The sequence below is a fragment of the Plesiomonas sp. ZOR0011 genome (genome assembly GCF_000800945.1).
GTDB lineage: Bacteria > Pseudomonadota > Gammaproteobacteria > Enterobacterales > CAMTGL01 > Plesiomonas > Plesiomonas shigelloides.
The window spans coordinates 1-17,420 of the sequence record NZ_JRKB01000068.1 but is presented as its reverse complement, the minus strand read 5'-3'; the positions used below and the strand labels follow the sequence as shown (position 1 = coordinate 17,420).

The following is a 17,420-nucleotide window of genomic DNA, read 5'->3' as shown; positions in this document are numbered from 1 at the left end:
ACCTCATTGGAGGCTACTTTGGACAAAGATATCAAAATCCTTATCGTTGACGACTTCTCTACGATGAGACGCATCATTAAGAACCTGCTGCGCGATCTGGGATTTAACAATACCCACGAAGCGGATGACGGTACTACCGCCTTACCAATGCTGCGCAACGGCGATTTTGATTTTGTCGTAACCGACTGGAACATGCCGGGTATGCAGGGTATTGACCTGCTGAAAACCATCCGCGCCGATGCCGATCTCAAGCATCTGCCGGTATTGATGGTGACCGCAGAAGCCAAGCGTGAACAGATTATCGAAGCGGCGCAAGCGGGCGTTAACGGTTACATCGTTAAACCGTTCACTGCGGCGACCTTGAAAGAGAAATTAGACAAAATTTTCGTGCGGATCCAGTAATCCCCACTGAACGGAAGAGATCCCATGATCACGCTCGAACAAGCCAAAGAGCTGGTGGCACTGCTGGAAAATGGTCAGCAGGAAGAAGCCAACCAGATCGTCCAGATGTTAGCGTCGCAAAGCTATAACACCCTGTTCAATGAAGTGGGCAAAGTGACGCGGGTACTGCACAGCGGCCTGTCAGAATTCAGATTAGACCCACGCCTGTCGCAACTGACCCAGCAGGATTTGCCGGATGCGCAAGGCCGCTTGAATTACGTGGTTAGCATGACCGAAACGGCGGCCAACCGCACCATGGATGCGGTCGATGCGGCGTTCCCCATTGCGGACAGCTTGGCGGAGCGAACCGGTGCCATTTTACCGGTGTGGCAGAAGCTGTTTAACCGCGAAATGGAGCTGGGGGAATTTAAGTCTCTGTGTCTGGAGCTGGATGAATTCCTCAAGTCGACCGAACAGCAAAGCGATCAGTTGCGTAGCCAGCTGACCGAAATCTTGATGTCGCAAGACTTCCAGGATCTGACCGGCCAGATTATCCGTCGAGTGACCGGGCTGGTGGGTGAGGTGGAAGAGCACCTGATCAACATCATGAAGTCGTTCGGGATGACCGAGGTCGAGAATCCGTTGCAAGAGCAAGATCTGCGCGCGCAGGCCATTTGTGCCGAAGGCCCGATCCATGATCGTGAAAAACGCGCAGATGTGGTTCAAAGTCAGGATGACGTTGACGATCTGCTCTCTAGCTTAGGCTTTTAAGCCCGGCGTCAATCCGTCGCTTATTAGATATTCAGAATCATTTTCAGGGGCAAGTGATGAGTTTTGAACTAGACGAAGACATTCTGCAGGATTTTCTGATTGAAGCCGGTGAGATCATCGAGCGTCTGTCAGAGCAGCTGGTAGAGCTGGAACAACAGCCGAATGACAAAGACCTGCTGAATGCCATCTTCCGCGGCTTTCATACGGTCAAAGGGGGCGCAGGTTTCCTGTCCCTGACATCACTGGTTGACACCTGTCACGGCGCTGAAAATGTGTTTGACGTTCTGCGCAACGGTAAGCGACAGATTGACTCGGCGCTGATGGATGTCATTTTACAAGCACTGGATACCGTGGTAGCGCAGTTCCAGCAAGTGCAAAACGGCGAAGAGCCGGTACCGGCGGCACCTGAGCTGCTGGAAGCCTTGCATCAACTGTGTGAAGAGCCGACTGCCGCGCCAGTGGTGCCAGAGCCTGTCGCCGCTCCGGTGGCTCCGGCTGCCGATGCCGAAGCACTGCTGATGGCCGAAATGAATGCACTGGCCGAAATGCAAGCGGCTAGCGAGCCACCGGCTGCGCCACAGACCTTCGGTATCGACGACATTTCCGACGATGAGTTTGAACGCCTGCTCGACGCCCTGCACGGCGAAGGCAAAGGCCCGAGCGCGTCAGCGGAAGTAGCGTTAGCACCAGCCACTGCCGCACCGGCTGCAGTAACAACCGAGAGCGCGCCTGCTGCGAGCAGCGACGCCATCTCTGATGACGAATTTGAACGCCTGCTGGATGACCTGCACGGTGTTGGCAAAGGCCCTGCGGCTACCGCCACCCGCGCACCGGCCACAGCCAGCAGTGACGAGATCTCTGATGATGAATTCGAGCGTCTGCTCGATGATTTGCACGGTGCCGGTAAAGGCCCTGCGGTCACCCGTTTACCAGCTGCATCCGCCAGTGCCGCACCGGTAGCGCCAGCTGCGCCTGCTGCAACAGCGCCGACTCCAGCACCAGCTTCAGTGCCTCATGTGGCTCGCGCAGAAGAAAGTGCGCCAGCAGCCCCTGTGGCCGCGGCGGCCAGCAAAGCGCCAGCGTCTAACGCCGTGCAACCGGAAACCACCTTGCGTGTGGATACCAAGACCCTCGACGACATCATGAACATGGTGGGCGAGCTGGTACTGGTGCGTAACCGCCTGATCAGCCTTGGCATCAATAGCGATGACGAAGAGATGTCCAAAGCGTGCGCCAACCTCGATGTGGTGACCGCTGATCTGCAAGGCGCCGTGATGAAAACCCGCATGCAGCCAATCCGTAAGGTATTTGGCCGCTTCCCGCGCGTGGTGCGCGATTTGGCCCGTAGCCTGAAAAAAGAGGTGGTACTGGAGCTGAGCGGGGAAGACACCGATCTGGATAAAAACTTGGTCGAAGCGCTGGCCGATCCGTTGGTGCACTTGGTGCGTAACGCGGTGGACCACGGCATCGAAATGCCGGATGTCCGCGTACAAGCGGGTAAACCGGCGCAAGGTAAAGTGCGTCTGGCTGCCTCCCAAGAAGGTGACCATATTCTGCTGATCATCGAAGATGATGGCGCGGGGATGGATCCAGAAAAACTGCGTGGGATCGCCGTTAATCGCGGCATGATGGACGCCGATGCCGCCGCTCGCCTGAGTGACAATGAAGCCTACGCGCTGATTTTTGCGCCGGGCTTCTCGACCAAAAAAGAAATTTCCGACATCTCCGGCCGTGGCGTGGGGATGGACGTGGTGAAAACCAGTATCACCAAACTTAACGGTGCCATTCACATTGATTCCAGCAAAGGGCGCGGTACCCGCTTGGAAATCAAAGTGCCGTTGACGCTGGCTATCCTGCCAACACTGATGGTTGGCGTATCGAATCAAACCTTCGCGCTGCCGCTGGCGAGCGTGAATGAAATTTTCCATCTGGATCTGAGCAAAACCAATTGTGTGGATGGTCAGCTGACCGTGATCGTGCGTAACAAAGCCATCCCACTGTTTTACTTACAGGACTGGCTGGCGAAAACCCGCGGCGAATGCCAGCAGGAGCGTCCGCAGTTCGGCCATGTGGTGATTGTACAGATTGCCCATCAGCGTATCGGTTTTGTGGTCGATACCCTGATCGGACAGGAAGAAGTGGTGATTAAGGCGCTGGATAAATTCCTGCAAGGAACGCCGGGCATGGCCGGTGCCACCATCACCAGTGACGGCGGAATCGCTTTGATTCTGGATGTACCGGGTCTGCTTAAACATTACACCCATCGCTGAGGACTTGGGGCCAGCGCGCGCTGGCCTACATCCCTGCCGTCATAACGACCCGAAAAAAGAGATAAAAAAGTAGAGGGATAATGGGAATCAAAGTATTAGTTGTTGATGACTCGGTATTTTTCCGTCGCCGTGTCAGTGAGATCCTGAACAGTCATCCACAGCTGGAAGTGATTGATACCGCTAACAACGGCAAAGAAGCGCTCGAAAAAGTGCAGCAGTTGCGCCCTGATGTCGTCACCATGGACATCGAAATGCCGGTGATGAACGGCATTGATGCGGCACGGGAAATTATGCGGGTGCGGCCAACGCCGATCCTGATGTTCTCTTCTTTGACCCATGAGGGTGCCAAAGCCACGCTGGATGCGTTGGACGCCGGTGCCGTCGATTTCCTGCCGAAGAAATTTGAAGATATCGCCCGCGATCGGGAAGAGGCGATTACCTTGCTGCAACAGCGGGTGATCTCTATCTCTCGTCATCGGGTGCGTCCTCTGCTCAGTCAGCGTCCAGCGACCAGCAGCTTGAGCGCGAGCCGCACGCCAGCGACCAGCAACAGCGCGACGCCGCTGCGCGCCGCAGCGCCTGCTTCGGAGAACCGTCCGGTGCGTCCGGCGGCGCTGAATACCCGCCGTAGTGGCAAGGTGTATCAGCTGGTGGCGATCGGCACTTCAACCGGCGGTCCGGTTGCGCTGCAAAATATCCTGACTAAATTGCCGGGTAATTTCCCGCATCCAATCTTGCTGATCCAGCACATGCCCGCGACCTTTACCGCGGCCTTTGCTAGCCGTCTGAACAACTTGTGTCAGATTAACGTCAAAGAAGCGGCAGACGGAGATGTGGTGCAACCGGGTACCGCTTATCTGGCACCGGGTGGCAAGCAGATGGTGCTGGATGGCCGTCCGGGGGCGATGCGTATTCGGATCCTCGATGGCGGTGAGCGCATGAACTACAAGCCGTGCGTGGATATCACCTTTGCCTCGTGTGCCCGTCAATATCGTGACAAAGTTCTGGCGGTTGTGCTGACCGGTATGGGCGCCGATGGTCGCGATGGTGCCAAATTGCTGCATGAGCAGGGCGCAACTATCTGGGCACAGGATGAAGAGAGCTGCGTGGTATACGGTATGCCACAGGCCATTGTTAAAGCCGGTATTGCCGCGGAAATCCTGCCACTGGAGCGGGTTGCCCAGCGGATCATGATTGAAGTCGGTTGTGAATAATCATTAAGGAATCAGCAATGAATAGCAGCAGTGCTGTCGATACCGGCGAAAGCCGCGACAAAGTATTACAGTGGGTAACCTTCAATCTGGGCGAAGAAACCTACGGGGTTAACGTAATGCAGGTGCGTGAAGTGCTGCGTTACAGCGAAATTGCTCCGGTGCCGGGCGCACCCTCTTACGTGCTGGGGATCATCAACCTGCGCGGTAACGTGGTGACCGTGATTGATACGCGCTCTCGTTTTGGCCTGTATCCAAGTGATGTGACCGACAATACACGTATTGTGATCATCGAAACCGAACAGCAAGTGATCGGTATTCTGGTCGACAGCGTGGCAGAAGTGGTTTACCTGCGTGCATCAGAAATCGACAAAACGCCAAATGTGGGCACCGATGAGAGCTCGCGCTTCATTCAGGGCGTCTCCAACCGCGATGGAGAGTTGTTAATTCTGGTAGATTTGAATAAATTACTGACCAACGATGAGTGGGATGAGTTGAGTGGTCTGTAATGATTGGATTAATGGTTGCCGTAGCGGTACTGAGTGTGGTCTGTGCCGGTCTGGCGTGGAGCCTGATTTCTCTGTGGCGGCAACATAAAACCATTCTGCGTCGGGTTGAGGCCAGCGAAGTGTTGCTGAAGGCCGCCCGGCGTCAGTTTGATACGACCGGAAAAAGTATCGAAGAGCTGCGTGGCGGCTTTATCGGTCTGGGAAATGAACTGCATCAGCTGGTGGATAAGCAGGAGCAGTTTAGTGTCAAACTGAATGAAGTGACCTATATCGATCCTGAGCATCGCCTGTATAGCCGCGCCACCAAGTTGGCGGAAATGGGCGCCGGTCTGGATGAGCTGATGCAAGAGTGCGAGTTGCCTAAGGCCGAAGCAGAATTGCTGCTGAACTTACAGCGGCAGATGAAAAATCGCCGCACCTAATGGGCTCGTCAGACTCTTTGAGCAATCGGCTAAATTGCCGTTCTGAACAGAGAGTATAAACAGAGAACGTGAACAGCGAGTACGCTCAGCACGCGGTGAGAAACCCGATTGATAAAAAAGCCGGCATTGCCGGCTTTTTTGTGGGTGTTCGAGCGGGGGGTTATCCCGCTACTTGCGCATGGCTCTGACTTGCCGGCGCATGGTTCTTTATCGAGCTTATATCACTCGAGGGTGGGCATGGTGAAAGTGCCGCTATGTTGCTCCAAACGCACCCCCGCTGGCCAACGGCTGGTGATGGTTTTCATGCGGGTGTAGAAACGCACGCCGTCACTGCCATGCACATTCAATGGCCCAAACACTGAGCGCTTCCAGCCACCAAAACTGTGGAACGCCATTGGTACTGGAATGGGAACGTTAATCCCCACCATCCCCGCTTGCACTTGCTCACCAAACTGACGCGCGGTTTCGCCATCACGGGTGAAAATGGCGGTGCCGTTACCGTATTGGTGACGATTAATCAGCTCCAGCGCGGTGTGATAATCGGGGGCGCGCACCACGCACAGCACCGGCCCGAAGATCTCTTCTTGATAGATCCGCATCTCTGGTGTGACCCGATCAAACAAGGTTGGGCCGACAAAAAAGCCCTGCTCATGACCGGCGACCTGAAAAGCTCGGCCATCGACACACAAGGTCGCGCCTTGTTCTACCCCCGAATCGATATAGTGCAGGATAGACGCGCGGTGCTGGGCGGAGATCACCGGTCCCATATCATTTTCGGGCTCACCAGCCGGTAAAATGCCTGGGCCGACGCGCATCGTGGCAATGCGCGCTTTGACGCCGGCGATCAGGGCATCGGCCACGTCATCACCAACCGCTACCGCCACCGACAGCGCCATGCAGCGTTCACCTGCGGCGCCAAATGCTGCGCCCATAATGGCGTTCACCGTCATATCCAGATCGGCATCTGGCATCACAATGCAGTGGTTTTTCGCGCCGCCCAGCGCCTGACAGCGTTTGCCGTGTGCCGAGGCTACCGAGTAAATGTACTCGGCAATCGGTGTTGAACCGACAAAACTCACCGCTTGAATGCGCGGATCGGTCAGCAGAACATCCACCGCTTCTTTATCGCCGTTCACTACGTTGAATACACCATCGGGCAGACCGGCTTCTTTTAGCAGTTCGGCCAGTGCCAGCGCCAGTGACGGATCTTTTTCCGAGGGCTTGAGAATAAAGGTATTGCCGGTAGCCAGCGCTATCGGGAACATCCACATTGGCACCATGGCAGGGAAGTTAAACGGCGTGATCCCAGCACATACCCCGAGCGGTTGCATCAGTGAATGGCTATCGACCCCGGTTCCCACATTGGCGGAGTGTTCGCCTTTTTGCAGATGCGGAATACCACAGGCAAACTCGACCACTTCTAAGCCGCGCACCAACTCGCCATGGGCATCAGACAGGATCTTACCGTGCTCTTCTGAGATCAGGCGTGCCAGCCGGTCTTTGTGCTGTTCGAGCAAGGCTTTAAAGCGGAACATCACGCGGGCACGGCGCAGTGGCGGCGTGCGTGACCACGCAGGGAAGGCTGCATCGGCAATACTGATCGCGTGTTCGACTTCAGCCACGGTACTGAGGGCGACCTGCCGTACCGGCTCACCGAGTGCCGGATTAAACACAGGGGCCAAACGTTCGCTGCGGCTCGCGGTCAGTTGGCCGCCGATAAAGTTGTGTACGATATCCATTCGGTTTCTCTCTCTGTCAGCAGGATCAAAGATGTCATGCAAAAAGCATAATGAAATATTTATTTCATTTAAACATAAAGTGATTTCATTATTCTGTTTTGTGATCCCGATGCCGTTCGGCAGACAGTAGGGTAGGCGGCGGCTTTTTTTTGTGTCTTAATTTATTCAAATCTTTCATAGATATAGAATAACAGAACAGATATTCTATTCTTTATTACCAGCGTCCGCGCTTTTTCTGCGGTATCAGGGTGTTTCGCCATCGGTAAACATCGCTGCAGAGCTAAGGATATAACGGGGGAGACTCGCGTGAGCAGTGCCAAGAATTTTGCCGAATTGCAAGACCAAATCCGCGCCCGCTATGCAGAGCTGAGTAAGCGTCTGCAGCAGGTTGCCAAGTATGTGATTGATAATAAAAACACCGTGGCCATGCAGACGGTGGCGGTGATTGCTAAAGAAGCCGATGTGCCGCCCTCTACCTTGATTCGGTTTGCCAATACCTTTGGCTTTAGCGGTTTCAATGAAATGAAACAGATATTTCGCCTAGATCTGGTCAAGGAAACCGCCAATTACACCGAGCGGGCACGTCTGTTCCGGGAAATGGAAGGGGCCAGCGCCGCCGATCAGCCACACGATATTTTGCAAGAGTTCGCTCGTGCTAATGCGCAGGCATTGCAGCAGCTGGTGGTGCATACCCCCGCTGAGGAAATGCAGCAGGCAGTTGATCTGCTGGAGCAAGCTCAGACCATTTATGTTATTGGTTTGCGCCGCTCGTTCAGCGCGGCGGCTTATTTGCGCTATGCCTTGAGTCATCTGGAGCGTCGGGTGGTGTTGCTTGATGGCCTCGGTGGCATGTTGGCGGAGCAGCTTAATCTGATGGGCCGTGAGGACGTGGTGCTGTCGATCAGCTTCACACCGTATGCCGAGGAGACGGTGATGGTCAGTGAAAAGGCCTCCCAAACCGGCGCACGCCAAATTGTGATCACCGATAGTCAAATCAGTCCGTTAGCCTCACTGAGCGATGTGTGTTTCGTGGTTAAAGAAGCGCAAGTCGGCGCGTTTCGCTCGCAATCAGCCACCTTATGTCTGCTGCAATCGCTGGCCGTGGGGTTGGCGTTTCAAACGTCCGGCCAAGATGTGGCCGCCTCGCTGTAAGTGAGCGTATCGCATGTCACCTCGCCGGTGGTGTTCACCATCGGTGGGGGCTGATCTTCTTCGATTTATTAGCACCGCTGGCATTGTTTTGTTTGTCTTGAGCTAGCGAGTGCTGTTTGTGCTGGGCGCGGCGTGGGCTCGGGGTTACTCTTCTGTCTTCTGTCTTCTGTCTTCTGTCTTTTTCGATTTCGTGCGCGGATGGCAGCGTGCTGCTTAATCGCATGCGGATCACACTCCGGCAATTTCATTTCGAATAAATCTTTAAATGAAATAAATATTCTATAAAGTAATCGTTATGGAAATAATGCGAACAGCAAAGGCACCGGCTTGGCCGGAAAGCAGGCGCGCCGCCGTTATGCGGGCAGCGTGACGGTAGCAGGGAATCTGGAGTTGTGGCTATGCGCACAGAGAGAATGACAACCGCACAGGCGCTGGTGAAATTTTTGAACCAGCAATATATCGACGTGGACGGCGTGGAAGAGAAGTTCGTACACGGGATCTTCACCATTTTCGGGCATGGTAACGTGCTGGGATTGGGGCAGGCGTTGGAGCAAGATGCCGGTGACTTACAGGTGTATCAAGGCTGCAATGAGCAAGGGATGGCGCACATCGCGCTCGGTTTTGCCAAACAGCACAAACGCCGCCGGATCTGTGCGGTCACCTCATCAGTAGGGCCGGGCGCGGCCAATATGGTGACGGCCGCCGCGACAGCCACCGCCAACCGCTTGCCGATTTTGTTACTGCCTGGCGATCTGTTTGCGACCCGCCAGCCTGATCCGGTGTTGCAGCAGGTTGAGCAGTATCATGATGCATCGCTCAGCACCAACGACTGTTTCCGCCCGGTATCGCGCTACTGGGATCGCGTGTCGCGCCCAGAGCAGCTGATGAGTGCGATGCTCAATGCCATGCGCGTGCTGACCGATCCGGCCGATACGGGCGCGGTTACGGTATGTCTGCCACAAGATGTGCAAGCCGAAGCCTATGATTTCCCCGATTCTTTCTTTCGCAAGCGCGTGCACCGTTTGGAGCGCCGTCCGCCAACCGCGGCGATGTTGGATGATGCCCTGACCTTATTGCTATCAAAGAAAAAACCGCTGTTGGTGTGCGGTGGTGGGGTGCGTTACTCGCAGGCGCATGAGGCGTTTCGCCGTTTCGCCGAGTGCTTTGGCATTCCGTTTGCCGAAACACAAGCGGGTAAAGGGGCGATCCCTGCCGATCACCCGCTCAACTGTGGCGGGCTGGGTACCACCGGTTGTTTGGCGGCCAATACCTTGGCGGCAGAAGCGGATTTGATTATCGGGGTCGGAACCCGTTTCACTGATTTCACTACGGCATCAAAAAGCTTGTTCCGTCATCCACAGGTGGATTTTCTGACCATCAATATCGCGGCTTTTGATGCCATGAAGCTCGATGCGGTGCCGGTGGTGGCCGATGCGCGCGCTGCGCTGCAAGCGCTGCATGGCGTGTTAGCGCCAACCGGCTATCAGGCCGCTTATGGCAACGAGATTGCCCAAGCGAGAGCGGCGTGGGAGCAAGAGTGGCAACGCTTGGCTGCCATTGAGGTGGATGAGCAGTTTGTGCCGGAAGTGGCCGGTCAGCTCGATGATCGCTTGCCGGAGTATATGGATACCCTGCAAACCCATTTGACGCAAACCCGCGTGCTGGGGCTGTTAGACCAAGTGTTAGCGCCGGATGCGATTGTGGTCGGCGCGGCCGGCTCGCTGCCGGGGGATTTGCAGCGCATGTGGCGACCGAAAGTGGCTGACACTTACCACATGGAGTACGGCTATTCGTGTATGGGCTATGAGATTGCCGCCGCGGTGGGCGCCAAGATCGCCGCTCCACAGCAGCCAGTGTATGCCTTTGTCGGCGATGGCTCTTACCTGATGTTGCACTCTGAGCTGCAAACGGCGGTGCAAGAGGGGATCAAAATTACCGTGCTGCTGTTTGATAACGCCGGTTTTGGTTGCATCAATAACCTGCAAATGGGGCAGGGGATGGGCAGTTTTGGTACCGAAAACCGGCATCGCGATCCCCGTACCGGCCAGATGAGCGGGCCACTGGTGAAGGTGGACTTTGCGGCCAATGCCGCCAGTTATGGCTGCGTGAGTTATCGAGTGCACAATGAAGCTGAATTGTTGGCTGCGTTGGCTGATGCCGCGCAGCAAACCGCGCCAGTGCTAATAGATATCAAAGTGCTGCCCAAAACCATGACCCACGGTTACGCCGCCTGGTGGCGCACCGGTACGGCGCAGGTGGCGGATAATCCGGCCATTGTGGCGGCGGCTGAGGATATTCAACAGGTGCTGCGTACGGTAGCGCGTCAATATTAATGCTTAAGTCATGGGTATAGGCCGGGCGCTGGGGCGACCGGCCATGGTGAGTGAGCCTGCGGAGTTAATCGCTCTGCTTTAGCTGTTCAGACGGCGTGCTGATTCGTGTGCGCTGGCCTGTTTCTGCTGTTCGGGGGCGTAGGCCCCCTTTTTTCGTTCCCTGCGGCTGGCTGTTCTTTGCGTTATTTTCTTTCTTTTATCTTATTCAATTGTCTTTATCGTCTTTTTCTATTCTCTTTTTTCTCTTTGTTCTCTTTTTCTCGCCGCTACGCTTCGCGTGTCATTTGCTGCATTTGTATTTCGTCCATAGTAAAAATGGAACGTTCATTTCTTCAATTTTATGGTTGTATGGCTTAGCGGTTTCATTATGGTGGCGTGATCTGGCGCAGGTCGATGCTGCGGGACACGAGCCGAATAGCGCCGAGCCAAACTCATAACACAATGTTTTTTATTGAATTAATTACGTTATGCGACCGCACTGACATCGGTTCAGCGTGAATTGATGCAAACTGTTACCTCGCCAGCAAAAATAAAATATCCAATATAAATTAAATTGAAATAAACGTTTCGCGTGCTATGTTTTTAGCATACCAGCATGGATGCCGACACGAAGGGCTTGCGAGCAGGCCGATAGGGTGACCGGCGCTGGGACATAACAACAGAACAACAGCAGATGCCGCGCCCATGCGCTGACCTCTGCCTCTCTACCTTACGGATACACAGTATCAAGGAGTTGCTATGTACAATATCGCGTTATTCGGAGCAGGCCGCATCGGACAGGTCCATGCCGTGAACATTGCCGGACACAAGGAAACTTGCCTGTACTCGGTGATTGACCCGCATCAGGCCGGTGCTGAAGCACTAGCGCACAAGTATGGTGCCAAAGTGCAGACTGCCGAAGAGGCCATGGCCGATCCGAATGTGCAGGCAGTGATGATTGCCTCGGCCACCGATACCCATGCCGATTTGATTGAGCAAGCGGCGCGCGCCGGCAAGGCTATCTTCTGCGAAAAACCGGTGCATCTGGACTTGGCGCGGGTGCGCGATTGTCTGGCAACCGTGCGTGAGTGCAATGTCCCGCTATTTATCGGCTTTAACCGCCGTTATGACCCGCAATTTCGTAAAGTGCGCGAAATGCTGAGCGCTGGCGCGATTGGCAAGGCGGAGTCTTTGGTGATCACCTCCCGTGACCCGTCACCGCCGCCAGCTACCTATGTCAAAGTCTCCGGTGGGATGTTCCGCGATATGACCATTCATGACTTTGATATGGCGCGTTTCATCATGGGCGAAGACCCGGTTGCCGTGTACGCCAAAGGCAGCAATCTGGTTGATCCGGCCATCGGCGCTGCCGGTGATATTGATACCGCGTTTGTGGTGCTGACTTTCCCATCGGGCGCTATGGCGACGATCTCCAACAGCCGCCGCTCTGGTTATGGCTATGATCAGCGCATTGAGCTGCACGGTTCACAAGGCTTGCTGACGGCGAAAAATATCCACGAAAACGCCGTTGAGCAGTGGAGCGAAGCGGGCTGCGTAGCCGCTAAACCGGAGCACTTCTTCTTGCAGCGTTATGCCGCCGCCTATCAGGCCGAGTGGGAGCATTTTGCCGATGTGTTGGCCGGTCGCGCCGAGCCACAATGCAGCGGCTATGACGGCGAACAAGCCCTGTATCTGGCGGACAAAGCGCTGGAATCCCTATGCAGCGGCAAAGAAGTTCAGCTGTAATTCCCTTATCTGTCAGGGGCGGCAACGCCCCTGCTGTCTGATCCGATTGTACCCCTCTTAGAGAGTGTCCGTGCCGCCTGTGGAAGGGGCGGTAACGTAAAACAGAAACGAAAGACACGGAGAAGCACACAATGTTAGCTTTTATTTCGTTTGTCGGTTTTACCCTGTTCGTGGCCGGATTTGCGTATTACAAAACCCATAATGCTCATCTGACCGATTCCGCCGAAGGCTATTTTCTGGGCGGACGTTCGCTGACCGGCATCTATATCGGCGGCTCTATGCTGCTGATGAACCTCTCCACCGAGCACTTGGTCGGCTTAAATGGCCTGTCATTTCGCACCGGTTTTATCGTTATGGCGTGGGAAGTGATGGCGGCGATGACCATTGTGTTATTCGCTATCGTATTCTTGCCGAAATACTTAAAACTGGGGATCTCAACCATTCCCGAATATCTTGAACGGCGCTTTGATAAGCAAACGCTGACCATCACCTCGATTTTATTCTTGGGGATGTACGTGATTTCGCTGCTGCCGATCGTGCTGTATACCGGTGCGATTGCGCTGGAAAGCCTGTTTCAAGTCTCGCATGTGTTCAGCGTGGATAAAACCACCGCGCTGTGGATCATGGTATGGGGCGTGGGCGGTTTAGGCGCGATTTACGCGGTATTTGGCGGGATCAAAGCCATCGCGGTGGCCGATACCATCAACGGGGTGGGTTTGATCACCGGTGGCTTGATGGTAACGCTGTTTGCGCTGGCTTATGTTGGCGACGGCAACGTGTGGACCGGTATGGTTGAGGTGTATACCAATAACCCTGCCAAGTTTAACTCCATCGGCGCGGAAGATTCGCTGGTGCCGTTCTCCACCTTGTTCACCGGTCTTATCATCTCCAACATGTTTTTCTGGTGTACGAACCAGTCGATTGTGCAAAAAGCGCTGGGAGCCAAGAATCTGGCAGAAGGACAAAAAGGGGTTCTGCTGTGCGCCTTTTTCAAACTGATGATCCCATCCATCATCATTTTGCCGGGCATTATTGCCTTCCATATTTTCCAAGGGCAGATTGATAATCCTGATAACGCGTACCCGAATCTGGTGCAGCTGGTGTTGCCAGAAGTGTTGGTGGGGTTCTTCGCCGCCGTGGTGGTGGGGGCGGTATTCTCAACTTTCAGCGGTGGTTTGAACTCCTCGGTGACATTGTTTACCGTCAATATCTTCAAAAAATCCCTCAAACCGGATGCGACCGAAGCGCAAACCGTGGCCGTGGGTAAATATCTGGGCTTAGGACTGGCGCTGATTTCCATGATCGTGGCACCGCTGGTGGCGAATGCGCCAGATGGTTTGTTCTACCTGATCCAACAGCTGCAAGGTATTTTCAACGCACCAATTCTGAGTGTGGTGTTGGTCGGTTTGCTGACCAAACGCGTACCGGCAATTGCCGCCAAGCTGGGTCTGCTGTTCGGCATGTCGGCTTATATCCTGTTTAACTTCGTGTTCAAGGTCGATATCCACTTCTTCCATCTGCTCGGCATTTTGTTTTTGCTGAACGTGGTATTCATGCTGCTGATTGGTCACTTCTTCCCGCAAGAGGCCTATCAAGAGGTGTACACCAAGCAGGTGGATATTCAGCCGTGGTCGCTGGTGCGTCCGGTGGCGGTGCTGATCACCTTGGGTTCGGTGTCTATGTACGTGTTCTTGGCGCAAAACGTGCCGGGCTGGTTGATGGCGGTGTATTACACCTTCGCGGTGGCGGCGCTGGGGTATGTGTTCTGGGGCATTGGGCGTGAGCTGTTTGGTATGCAGCGTAACCAGCCGATGGTGCCAGAGTTGGAGGATGAGGCTTAATTGCGAGCCCACAATTTGGGGATACAGTGCGATGTGTGACAACCGAGCACTGGCCAACCTAAGTTGAGTGTCATCACGCCCCTGCGCTAACGCTTTGACGTCGCGCGGGGGCGTTGCTATTTGGCGCGCCTTGGCTAGCGAGAGTCAGGGGACGTTCAGAGAACAAGATAAAAAATGACAAGATCAAAAGGAGCATTCCGGTGATGGATGAGTCGTTGCTGCCCAATATCTGCCTGTTTTTATCGCAAATCGACCCGTTTGATGCTTTGCCAGACGTGGTGCGCGCCGAGTTGGCGGCGCAGATTGGTATTTCGTACTGGGTGCAGGGCGAAACGCTACCGGCCACATTATTGGTGGGACAAGGGCTGTATCTGGTGCGAAGCGGCGCGGTCGAGCAGCGCCATCCTGATCGCACCTTGCGCGCCCGTCTGGGCAGTGGCGATCTGTTCGGATTTAGTCAGCTAGATCGCGAGGGCGACAGTGCCTACAGCGTGACCGCATTGGAAAATACCTTGCTGTACCGCATCCCCAAAGCGGTGCTGTATCAGGTGATGACCGACAATCCGGCGTTGCAGCACCATTTTGCCACCGCCGAGCATCAGCGTCTGGCCGGCGGCCAGACACGTACCAGCCTTACCGACGATGATTTGCTGTACCTCAAGTCGGTGGCCGAGATGGTCAATCGCGATATGGCCGTAGTGACGCCGCACACCTCGATCAGCGCCGCTGCGCGTGAGATGGTGCGCTGTCATCGCTCCTCGGCGTTGGTGATGGACGATGAACGGCTGCTCGGCATCATCACCGATCGCGACTTGACCAAACGGGTGGTCGCCGAGGGACGCGACCTCAACGGCCCAGTGGCCGAGGTGATGACGGTGTCGCCGTGCACCATTGATGCTCGTGAGCCGTTGCTGCGCGCCGTGGAGTTGATGATGCAGCATAACGTGCGCAGCTTGCCGGTGGTGGAGCAGGGCAAGGTGTGCGGCGTACTGACCGCTACCAGTTTGGTCAGCAAAAGTCGGGTACAGGCGGTGTTTCTGATCAGCCGTATTTATCGGCAAGAGTCCGTCACAGCCCTACGAGCACTGGGCGTGCAGCGCCAAGCGATTTTTGAAGCGCTGGTGGAAAATGGCGCTCATGTGCGCACCATTCAACAGATGATGACCCTGATTGCTGATGCCTTTAATAAGCGCTTACTGCAATTGGCCGAGCGCGAACTGGGTGCGCCGCCGTGCGACTATGCGTGGATGGTCGCAGGCTCTCAGGCGCGCCAAGAGATGCACCCGCTCTCGGATCAAGACAACGCCATTATCACCGGCCGGCCGGTCAGCGGCGAAGAGAAAGAGTATTTTCGCCGACTGGCGGAATGGGTTTGCTATGCGCTGGCCGAGTGCGGTTATCCACTGTGCCCAGGGCATATGATGGCGTCAAATCCGCAGTGGTGTACCGATATTCGTACTTGGGAAGGCTATTACCGGCACTGGGTGCGAGAGCCTGAAGCCGAGGCGCTATTGAATGTCAGCGTATTTCTCGATTTGCGGGCGCTGTATGGCTCAACGGCGCTGGTCGAGCGTTTGCAGCGCTATCTGTATGCCGAAACGGCGGCTAATCGACGCTTTATTGCGGTGCTGGTGGCCAATTCGCTGAGGATCACCCCGCCGCTCGGCATGTTTCGTCAGTTTGTGTTGGCGCGCGATGGCGAAAATCGCAGTGTGCTGCACATTAAAAAGCAGGCGGTGAACCTGATTGTCGAATTAGCCCGCATTTATGCTTTAGCCGGTGATTGCCGTGCCACCGATACCGACAGCCGCCTCAGTGGCGCGGTGCAGGCCGGCATTATTAGCGAAGGCAGTCGGCGTGAGCTGTGTGAGGCGTTTTATTTTATCAATCAGGTGCGTTTTACCCATCAGCGACAAGCCATGTTGCAAGGTCGCCGCCCTGCTAACAGCGTATCGCCTGCGGATTTAACTCAATTTGAGCGCAACCATTTGAAAGACGCCTTTCGGATCATTGCACGCACCCAAGAAGCGGCGCTGCAACGTTTTCATGCGCAGGGGATCTTGCGATGAGCATATTTAGCGCTTTGCGCCATTTTCGCCGCGCCCCCCTGTCGCGCTTGGCCTTACGACGTGAGCACTTCCTTACATCGCAGGTGGCGCAGCCTTTAGTTCATCAGTTTTTGTTGCCGCCATTGCCTGCCAGCGATGCCGACCCGTGGTCGTTGGATATGCTGGTGTTGGATATGGAAACCACAGGGCTAGATGCGCAGCAAGACAGCGTATTATCTCTCGGGATGGTGCCGATCCGTGCTGGCATGGTGCAGCTGGGCCAATCACAACACCTGTATTTGGATGCCTGTGCGCAGGTGCGCGCCGATACCGCAGTGATTAACCACATCTTGCCGCAAACCCTGCAACAAGGGATGAGCGCCTCACAGGCGTTGATGCACCTGTTAACTGCGCTGGCCGGTCAGAATAGTGCTTGCGCTATGGCCGATGTTGAGTGCAGCGTTAGGGGCGAGGTTCAACCGCACGGCGTAACGCATACGGCGCCTGCGCATGTCGGTTTTCCCATTTTAGTTGCGCATGGCGCGGCTATCGAGCGACAGTTTTTGCAGCAGTGGGTGAGTACCTGCTTCGGCCTACAGGCGGAGTTACCGCTGCTGTGGCTCGATACTTTGGCCCTGGAACGCTCGCTGGTAAGCAATCGACATTCTGCTCGGCGAGATTATCGACTCAGTGAGATTCGACGCAGTTACGGATTGCCCGCTTATCTGGCACACAATGCCCTAGCCGATGCCGTCGCGACGGGGGAATTGCTGTTGGTACAGATGAAACACATCTTTGCCGGTCGGCGTCCGCAACTGGGTGAGCTGTACCGGCGTAGTCTGTCGTGACGCATTAAGGTAAGCGGGTACTCACGTACCCAGTTTGAGCAGCAAGATCCCCGCTAAGATAGTCAGGCCAGCTAACAGTCGCCGCCGCTGTAGCGGCTCGCCGAGCCACACAACCGAAAGCAGTAGCGCGAACAGCACGCTGCTTTCACGTAGGGCCGCGACTAAGCCAA

14 protein-coding genes are annotated in these 17,420 nt (G+C 55.3%); 13 read left to right on the top strand and 1 reads right to left on the bottom strand.

Going from position 1 to position 17,420, the window contains the following annotated elements; all coding sequences use genetic code 11:
• The first annotated feature begins 18 nt into the window (after positions 1–18).
• The 6 genes from cheY (at position 19) to L975_RS12280 (ending at position 5,564) form a co-directional block, all read left to right on the top strand.
• A complete protein-coding gene (cheY, locus tag L975_RS12305) occupies positions 19–402 on the top strand; it encodes a chemotaxis response regulator CheY (RefSeq protein ID WP_010862179.1) in 384 nt (127 codons plus the stop codon).
• A gap of 24 nt (positions 403–426) precedes the next feature.
• Complete coding sequence (locus L975_RS12300; RefSeq protein ID WP_010862178.1) at positions 427–1,152, top strand: protein phosphatase CheZ; 726 nt, start codon at positions 427–429, stop codon at positions 1,150–1,152.
• A gap of 56 nt (positions 1,153–1,208) precedes the next feature.
• Positions 1,209–3,422, top strand: a complete 2,214-nt coding sequence (locus L975_RS12295) for a chemotaxis protein CheA (protein WP_047708887.1) — start codon at positions 1,209–1,211, stop codon at positions 3,420–3,422.
• Between the two features lie 80 nt (positions 3,423–3,502).
• Positions 3,503–4,636 (top strand): chemotaxis response regulator protein-glutamate methylesterase, encoded by a 1,134-nt coding sequence (locus L975_RS12290; protein WP_047708886.1) that lies wholly within the window; start codon positions 3,503–3,505, stop codon positions 4,634–4,636.
• Positions 4,637–4,653: 17 nt separating this feature from the next.
• Entirely contained in the window at positions 4,654–5,142 is a 489-nt protein-coding gene (locus L975_RS12285) for a chemotaxis protein CheW (RefSeq protein ID WP_010862174.1), read from the top strand.
• The gene (locus L975_RS12280; protein ID WP_081632795.1) at positions 5,142–5,564 is read left to right on the top strand and encodes a DUF2802 domain-containing protein; all 423 of its coding nucleotides are present in this window, start codon (positions 5,142–5,144) and stop codon (positions 5,562–5,564) included. Before L975_RS12285 ends, L975_RS12280 begins: the two co-directional genes overlap by 1 nt.
• Before the next feature lie 221 nt (positions 5,565–5,785).
• Here L975_RS12280 and L975_RS12275 read toward each other — a convergent pair whose 3' ends face one another.
• On the bottom strand, positions 5,786–7,303 hold the full coding sequence (locus tag L975_RS12275; protein ID WP_047708884.1) for a CoA-acylating methylmalonate-semialdehyde dehydrogenase: 1,518 nt from the start codon (positions 7,301–7,303) through the stop codon (positions 5,786–5,788).
• Between the two features lie 306 nt (positions 7,304–7,609).
• On the opposite strand from L975_RS12275, the gene L975_RS12270 reads away from it, so the two are divergent.
• The 7 genes from L975_RS12270 to L975_RS12245 all read left to right on the top strand — a co-directional run bounded on the left by L975_RS12270 (position 7,610) and on the right by L975_RS12245 (position 17,250).
• Positions 7,610–8,455 carry a MurR/RpiR family transcriptional regulator gene (locus L975_RS12270; RefSeq protein WP_047708883.1) on the top strand — a complete coding sequence of 282 codons (846 nt, stop codon included), beginning with the start codon at positions 7,610–7,612 and terminating at the stop codon, positions 8,453–8,455.
• Between the two features lie 398 nt (positions 8,456–8,853).
• The gene (iolD, locus tag L975_RS12265) at positions 8,854–10,788 is read left to right on the top strand and encodes a 3D-(3,5/4)-trihydroxycyclohexane-1,2-dione acylhydrolase (decyclizing) (protein WP_047708882.1); all 1,935 of its coding nucleotides are present in this window, start codon (positions 8,854–8,856) and stop codon (positions 10,786–10,788) included.
• A gap of 95 nt (positions 10,789–10,883) precedes the next feature.
• Entirely contained in the window at positions 10,884–11,225 is a 342-nt protein-coding gene (locus L975_RS18200) for a hypothetical protein (RefSeq protein ID WP_156121212.1), read from the top strand.
• A 301-nt stretch (positions 11,226–11,526) separates the two neighbouring features.
• Positions 11,527–12,513, top strand: coding sequence for an inositol 2-dehydrogenase (iolG, locus tag L975_RS12260; RefSeq protein ID WP_047708880.1), 987 nt, complete (start codon positions 11,527–11,529; stop codon positions 12,511–12,513).
• Positions 12,514–12,644: 131 nt separating this feature from the next.
• The gene (locus tag L975_RS12255) at positions 12,645–14,354 is read left to right on the top strand and encodes a solute:sodium symporter family transporter (protein ID WP_010862168.1); all 1,710 of its coding nucleotides are present in this window, start codon (positions 12,645–12,647) and stop codon (positions 14,352–14,354) included.
• 203 nt (positions 14,355–14,557) lie between these two features.
• Positions 14,558–16,423 (top strand): DUF294 nucleotidyltransferase-like domain-containing protein, encoded by a 1,866-nt coding sequence (locus L975_RS12250; RefSeq protein WP_047708879.1) that lies wholly within the window; start codon positions 14,558–14,560, stop codon positions 16,421–16,423.
• On the top strand, positions 16,420–17,250 hold the full coding sequence (locus L975_RS12245; protein ID WP_052181452.1) for an exonuclease domain-containing protein: 831 nt from the start codon (positions 16,420–16,422) through the stop codon (positions 17,248–17,250). Before L975_RS12250 ends, L975_RS12245 begins: the two co-directional genes overlap by 4 nt.
• Positions 17,251–17,420: the final 170 nt, after the last annotated feature.